6 protein-coding genes are annotated in these 5,990 nt (G+C 74.1%); 5 read left to right on the forward strand and 1 reads right to left on the reverse strand.

Annotated elements, in window-relative coordinates; translation table 11 throughout:
- Positions 1-176 precede the first annotated feature (176 nt).
- Both pgm and ACRYM0_RS20015 read left to right on the forward strand, forming a co-directional pair.
- On the forward strand, positions 177-1,832 hold the full coding sequence (gene pgm, locus ACRYM0_RS20010) for a phosphoglucomutase (alpha-D-glucose-1,6-bisphosphate-dependent) (RefSeq protein ID WP_432507604.1): 1,656 nt from the start codon (positions 177-179) through the stop codon (positions 1,830-1,832).
- 16 nt (positions 1,833-1,848) lie between these two features.
- Complete coding sequence (locus ACRYM0_RS20015; protein WP_432499145.1) at positions 1,849-2,217, forward strand: RNA-binding S4 domain-containing protein; 369 nt, start codon at positions 1,849-1,851, stop codon at positions 2,215-2,217.
- Positions 2,218-2,272: 55 nt separating this feature from the next.
- Here ACRYM0_RS20015 and ACRYM0_RS20020 read toward each other — a convergent pair whose 3' ends face one another.
- Positions 2,273-3,103 carry an oxidoreductase gene (locus ACRYM0_RS20020; RefSeq protein WP_432507605.1) on the reverse strand — a complete coding sequence of 277 codons (831 nt, stop codon included), beginning with the start codon at positions 3,101-3,103 and terminating at the stop codon, positions 2,273-2,275.
- A 135-nt stretch (positions 3,104-3,238) separates the two neighbouring features.
- Here ACRYM0_RS20020 and ACRYM0_RS20025 point away from each other — a divergent pair, with 135 nt between their 5' ends.
- The 3 genes from ACRYM0_RS20025 (at position 3,239) to ACRYM0_RS20035 (ending at position 5,739) form a co-directional block, all read left to right on the forward strand.
- Positions 3,239-4,780, forward strand: coding sequence for a hypothetical protein (locus ACRYM0_RS20025; protein ID WP_432507606.1), 1,542 nt, complete (start codon positions 3,239-3,241; stop codon positions 4,778-4,780).
- Between the two features lie 156 nt (positions 4,781-4,936).
- Positions 4,937-5,272 carry a hypothetical protein gene (locus tag ACRYM0_RS20030; RefSeq protein WP_432507607.1) on the forward strand — a complete coding sequence of 112 codons (336 nt, stop codon included), beginning with the start codon at positions 4,937-4,939 and terminating at the stop codon, positions 5,270-5,272.
- A 125-nt stretch (positions 5,273-5,397) separates the two neighbouring features.
- On the forward strand, positions 5,398-5,739 hold the full coding sequence (locus ACRYM0_RS20035) for a hypothetical protein (RefSeq protein WP_242125031.1): 342 nt from the start codon (positions 5,398-5,400) through the stop codon (positions 5,737-5,739).
- Positions 5,740-5,990: the final 251 nt, after the last annotated feature.

Raw genomic sequence — 5,990 nt, forward strand, 5'->3', positions numbered from 1 at the left:
CCCGCCCCCCCGCCCCCCCCCCCCCCCCTGGCCGGCCGGCCCGCCCCCCCGCCCCGCCCCGCCCCCCCCCCCGGGGGGCGGGTGCGGGGGAAACCGGCGGGAGGGCTGGCAGGGTGAGGGGTGCGGGTGCACGATCGACCCGCACGCCAGGACACCACCGGCACGGAAGAGGGACCATGACGAACCCGCGCGCGGGCCAGCACGCCGAAGCCTCGGACCTCATCGACGTCGCGCACGTCGTGACGGCCTACTACGCGCTGACCCCGGACCCCTCCGACGTCGGCCAGCGCGTCACCTTCGGCACCTCCGGGCACCGCGGGTCCAGCCTGGACGGGGCGTTCAACGAGCAGCACATCCTCGCCACGACCCAGGCGATCGTGGACTACCGCCGCGAACAGGGCTACGACGGCCCGCTGTTCCTGGGCCGCGACACCCACGCCCTGTCGGAGCCGGCGTGGAGCTCGGCGCTGGAGGTGCTGGCCGCCAACGACGTCACCGTCCTCGTGGACGACCGCGACAGCTGGACCCCGACGCCGGCGGTCTCGCACGCGATCCTGCGCGCCAACCGGGACGGTTCGCGCATCCGCACCACCGGGTCCGGCCTGGCCGACGGCATCGTCGTCACCCCCTCGCACAACCCGCCGCGCGACGGCGGCTTCAAGTACAACCCGCCGAACGGCGGCCCCGCCGACACCGACGCCACCGGCTGGATCGCGAAGAAGGCCAACGCGTACCTCGAGGCGGGCCTGGAAGGTGTGCGGCGCATCCCGTTCGCCAGGGCCCGCACCGCCGCGCAGGGCTACGACTTCCTCGGCACCTACGTCGACGACCTGCCCAACGTGCTGGACATCGACGCGATCCGCTCCGCCGGGGTGCGCATCGGCGCCGACCCCCTGGGCGGGGCGAGCGTGGAGTTCTGGGCGGCGATCGCCGAGCGGCACCGCCTGGACCTGACGGTCGTGAACCCGCTGGTGGACCCCACCTGGCGGTTCATGACGCTCGACTGGGACGGCAAGATCCGCATGGACTGCTCCTCCCCGTCGGCGATGCACTCCCTCATCGACCGCCGCTCGGAGTTCCAGGTCGCCACCGGCAACGACGCCGACTCCGACCGGCACGGCATCGTCACCCCCGACGCGGGCCTGATGAACCCCAACCACTACCTCGCGGTGGCGATCCAGTACCTGTTCTCCACCCGCGACGGCTGGCCGGCCGGCGCGGCGATCGGCAAGACGCTGGTGTCCAGCTCGATGATCGACCGGGTGGCCGAGGACCTGGGGCGCGCGCTGCTGGAGGTGCCCGTCGGGTTCAAGTGGTTCGTGCCGGGCCTGCTGGACTCCTCCGTCGGCTTCGGCGGCGAGGAGAGCGCCGGCGCGTCGTTCCTGCGCCGCGACGGGTCGGTGTGGAGCACCGACAAGGACGGCATCCTGCTGGCGCTGCTGGCCTCGGAGATCATCGCCACCACCGGCCGCACCCCCAGCGAGCACTACGGCGACCTGACCGCGAAGCACGGCGCGCCGCAGTACGTGCGCAGCGACGCCGCCGCCACCCGCGAGCAGAAGGCGACCCTGTCGAAGCTGTCCGCCGACCAGGTCACCGCCGAGGAGTTCGCCGGCGAGCGCATCGTCGCCAAGCTCACCGAGGCGCCCGGCAACGGCGCGAAGGTCGGCGGGCTGAAGGTCGTCACGGAGAACGCGTGGTTCGCCGCGCGCCCCTCCGGCACCGAGGACGTCTACAAGATCTACGCGGAGTCCTTCAAGGGCGGCGACCACCTGCGCCGGGTGCAGTCCGAGGCGCAGGAACTGGTCGACGGGGTCCTCGCGGGTTCGTGACGCGGGCGGTGGGGGCGTGACGAGGGTCGACCAGTGGGTCTGGGCGGTGCGGCTGTACAAGACCCGCTCGGTCGCCGCGGCAGCCGTCAAGGCGGGGCACGTGCGCGTGAACGGCGAGCGCGCGAAACCCGCCACGAAGGTGGTGCCCGGCGACGAGGTGCGGGTGCGCGCCGAGGGCTACGAGAAGGTCTTCGAGGTGGTGCAGCCGCTGACCAAGCGGGTGGGTGCGCCGGTGGCCGCGCAGGCGTACGTCGACAACTCCCCTCCCCCACCGCCGAAGGACGAGTTCTTCGGGGCGTTCGGCAACCGCGACCGCGGTGCCGGGCGCCCCACGAAGCGGGACCGGCGCGAGATGGAGCGGTTGCGCGGCGCGCGGGAGGGGTGAGGACCGCGAGCCCGGCCGCGGGTCCCACCCCTCCGGGCGCCGGGCCCGCGGCCGGTCAGTCGCCGAAGTCGGTGCTCGTGCTGAGCTCCTGCCACGCGTCCAGCTCCGCGCGCTGGGCGTCGAGGACGCCGCGGAACGCGCCCACCGCGTCGCCGCCCAGGAAGAGCCGGCCGGGCGGTTCGGGTGAGCGCACCGCGGTGATGATCGCCTGCGCGGCCTTCGCGGGGTCCCCGGGCTGGGTGCCGTGGACGGTGTCGTTCTCCTTGCGGCGCTTGCCGGCGGTCTCGGCGTAGTCGGCGATCGCCTCGGCGGACTGCGTCAGCGAACGGCCGGCGAAGTCGGTGCGGAAACCACCGGGTGCGACGATCGTCACGCTGATCCCCAGGGGTGCCAGTTCCTGGCGCATCGAGGTGGACAGCGCCTCCAGGGCCGCCTTGACGGCGGCGTAGTACCCGGAGCCGGGCGGGCACACGTGCGCGCCGATGGAGGAGAGGTTGACGATCGCGCCGGAGCGCCGGGCGCGCATGCCGGGCAGCACCGCCTTGGCCGTGGCGACCGCCCCGAACACGTGGGTGTCGAACAACCGCCGCACGTCGGCGTCGTCGCCCTCCTCGACGGCGGCGCGGTAGCCGTACCCGGCGTTGTTGACCAGGACGTCGACGCCGCCGAAGCGCTCCTCGGCCCGGTGCACCGCGTCGGCCACCTGCGCGGGGTCGGTCACGTCCAGCGCGAGCGCCAGGGCGGTGCCGGGGTGCTGCTCCTCCAGGTCGCGCACGCGCTCCACGTCGCGGGCGGTGACGACGGCGTTCTCGCCGGAGGCCAGCACGGCCTCCGCGAGGGAGCGGCCGAGGCCGGTGGAGCAGCCGGTGATGAACCAGGTGGGCACGTGGGGGTCCTCTCGTCGCGGTGGGGCCGGAGCCGCCGGGCGCGGTCCAGTCTCGTCCGCGGGGCCCGGCGCGCCAGCGGGCGCGGTCGCGGTGGGCGGGCTCCGGCACCTGGCAGGCTGTCCCCGAACGGTCCGTTGCGCGACCCCCGGGAGCACGCCATCCACGCACGCACAGCCAGCGGCCTGCTCGTCCTGGCGCTCGCCCTGACCTCCTGCACCTCCTCGGCCGCCGGCGAGGGTGGCGGTGCGGGTGGCGGTGCGGGCGAGGGGCAGCGCGCCGCCGCCTCCGCCACCACGTCGTCCGGCGCGGTGCTCGCGCGGCCCGCGGGGCGCAGCGCGGTGCTGGGTGCGGCCACCGCACCGGAGGCGGCGGTGGCGCTCAGCGCCCACCTGCTGGACACCAGCCCGTCGGTGGTCGTGGCCGCGGACGAGCCGGCCTCGCTGGAGCGGGGTGCGGCGGTGGCGGCCGGACTGGGTGTGCCGCTGCTGCTGCCGGGTGCCGCGACGGCCGGGGAGGTGCGCCGGCTGGGCGCCGAGGAGGTCCTCACGGTCGGCGGGGCGGCCGCGACGTGGGCCGAGCAGGCGCTGACCGAGCGCGGCGACCCGGACGTGGAGGAGGCCGACGACCCCCGCCCCGCCGCCGCGGGAGGCGGCACCGGCACCGTCGTGCTGCTCACGGGAGCCGCGTGGGAGGCCGCCGCCGCGGCCACGGCGCGGGCCGTGGGGGCGCAGGTGCTGACCGTGCCGTCGGGCGACCCGCGCGCCGACGGTGCGGTCGTGGAGGCGCTGCACGCCGCCGCGCCGCAGCACGTGGTCGGGCTGGGCCCCGCCTTCGCGGCGCAGGACGTCTTCGCCGCCCGCGTCGAGACCGCCGCCACCGGGGCGCAGGTGCCCGGCGGCGGGCAGCTGCCGCTGGCGGACCGGCGACTGGTCGCCCTGTACGGGCACCCGGGGGCACCGAGCCTGGGGTTGCTGGGCGAGCAGCCGCTGGACGCCACCCTGGAACGGGCCCGGGAGCTGGCGAGCCGCTACGACGGCCTCGACGAGCGGCCGGCGGTGCCCACGCTGGAGATCATCACCACGGTGGCCTCCGGTTCGCCGGGCCCGGACGGCGACTACTCCAACGAGGTCGACCCGGCCGAGCTGGAGGAGTGGGTGGACGCCGCCGGGCGGGCCGGTGTCGCCGTCGTCCTGGACCTGCAGCCGGGCCGCACCGACTTCCTCACCCAGGCGAAGCGCTACGAGTCGCTGCTGCTGCGCCCGCACGTCGGGCTCGCCCTGGACCCGGAGTGGCGGCTGGCGCCCGGCCAGGTGCACCTGCGCCAGATCGGGTCGGTGGGCGCGGACGAGGTGAACGCCGTCGGCGACTGGCTGGCGCAGCTGGTGCGGGAGAACACCCTGCCCCAGAAGGTGTTCCTGCTGCACCAGTTCCGCACCTCCATGGTGCGCGACCGCGAGACCGTGGACACCGGCCGGGACGAGCTCGTGACCGTCGTGCACGCCGACGGGCACGGCACGCCGGGCATGAAGGAGGCCACCTACGGGGTGCTGACGTCCCAGGGACCGCCCGGGTTGGTGTGGGGGTGGAAGAACTTCCTCGACGAGGACGACCCGACGTTCACCCCGGCGGAGACCGTCGCGGTGGACCCGTCGCCGGTGTTCGTCTCCTACCAGTGAGCGGTGACCGGGTTCCACCGGTTTCGTCCTGCGGGTCGCCAGGAGACGTTCTCGCGGTCATGCCGATGAGCAAGCGGCCAGACCAGACCGCGATGGGGTGATCCCGCTTCCACTGGCGTGATCCCGAGGCTGGGCATCGGGTGCCATGCTCATCAGGTGCAGGAGCCCTACCGCCCCGTCGCCCTGCGGGTCATGGCCGAGTGGGGCGTTCAGGACCCGGTCTGGGACAGCGACGTCGACCACATGGGCACAGTCGACCCGGGCGAGTTCGGTGCCAGCGACGAGCTCGTCGGGCAGCTGCGGAGATGGAACGAGCGCTACAACGCTCTCGGCCGGACTGACTACCGCTGGCCCGACGCCGAGCAGGAGCGGGCCTGGCGAGACGAGGGCTTGGGCTTGGCCTACCAGCTGCAGAACGAGCTGCCCGACGTCGAGATCAGCTACGTCGAGGACGGTGACGACCGGCCCCTGCGACAACGCCGCGGTCCTTGAGGCAAGCGCCTGATCTACCGGTCATCCCGCCCTCCGAGCGCGATCATGGCCGGTCGATGACTTCACGGACTTGTCGAAGTGCGAGTGGTGGCCGCCGCTGCAGTGACCGGTGCAAGAGTGAGGTCGTGAGCGACACCGCCCGAGGCACCAGCCAGCGCGGGGCACGCTTGAGCTTCCTGGCTCGACCTCACTGGATGAACGCCCTGCTGCTGAGGCCTGCCGCCAAGCCGTACCTCTGCCTGGACGGAACCGAGCACGCCTTGGCGTGGGGTCGCACCAGCGTCTTCACCCTCGAGCCAGGTCAGCACACGCTCGAAGCGTTCTGGCGCTACCGCGGCACCGGGGCACCCCTGGGCGCCGGCACCCTGCAGGTGCAGGTGCACCAGGACGAGGAAGTCTTTATCGAGGCCCGCAACGGCCCGTTGAACCACCAGCCGCTGCAGCTGCGACAACGGCCGACTCACTGAAGCGAGCCGCTCGCGCCTCTCGATCCGCCGCCGACCTCGCGCTTGTGCCGCGGACATCGCGATCTCGTCGAAGAGCAAGTCGTCAACGGCGCGGATGCACCGCACGCGCGGCTCGACCAGCCACGACCGTGGCGTGCAGCAGCACCGCCACCACCCCGGCGTAGCCGATGCCGAAGGCCGTCAGGGTCACCGCCTCGCCCCACGAGCGTCCAGAGCCCACCACGGCCAGCACCACGCCCACCACCGCAGCC

Origin of the sequence: Kineococcus arenarius subsp. arenarius, from assembly GCF_050871845.1 — a bacterium.
Classification (GTDB): Bacteria; Actinomycetota; Actinomycetes; order Actinomycetales; family Kineococcaceae; genus Kineococcus.

Coding starts and splice junctions, on each gene's coding strand:
- pgm (WP_432507604.1), top strand. CDS start 177: ATGACGAACCCGCGCGCGGGCCAGCACGCCGAAGCCTCGGACCTCATC.